General features: G+C 62.5%; 1 protein-coding gene. It reads left to right on the top strand.

All coding sequences use genetic code 11. The annotated features are described in order from the left end of the window. A partial coding sequence (locus tag AC1DH9_RS30330; RefSeq protein WP_477809478.1) for an efflux RND transporter permease subunit occupies nucleotides 1-650 on the top strand: 650 nt, incomplete at both ends.

Raw genomic sequence — 650 nt, 5'->3', positions numbered from 1 at the left:
CGGCAGTGCAGACCTTTTCGCATTCGGTGGGTGTTTCCGGCAGCAACCAGACCATCGCCAACGGGCGCTTCTGGATCTCCTTGAAAAAACGCGGCGACCGCGATGTGTCCGCCAGCGCCTTCATCGACCGGATTCGTCCGCAACTGCTGAAGGTCCCGGGCATTGTGCTGTACCTGCGCGCCGGGCAAGACATCAACCTCAGCTCCGGCCCCAGCCGCGCCCAGTATCAATACGTGCTCAAGAGCAACGACGGCCCGACGCTTAACCTCTGGACCCAGCGCCTGACCGAAAAACTGCGCAGCATCCCGGCGTTCCGCGACATTTCCAACGACCTGCAATTGGGCGGCAGCATCACCCACATCCACATCGACCGTGCCGCTGCGGCACGTTTCGGGCTGACCGCCAGCGATGTCGACGAGGCGCTTTATGACGCCTTCGGTCAGCGGCAGGTCAACGAGTTCCAGACCGAAATCAACCAGTACAACGTCATTCTCGAACTCGACACCCGCCAACGCGGCAAGGCCGAAAGCCTCGCCTATTTCTACCTGCGCTCGCCGCTGAGTGGCGAGATGGTGCCTTTGTCGGCGCTGGCCCGATTCGATGCGCCGACCATCGGCCCGTTGTCCATCGCCCACGACGGCATGTTCCCG

Source organism: Pseudomonas sp. 05T35, assembly GCF_056396605.1.
This window is presented reverse-complemented; position numbering and strand designations above follow the sequence as displayed.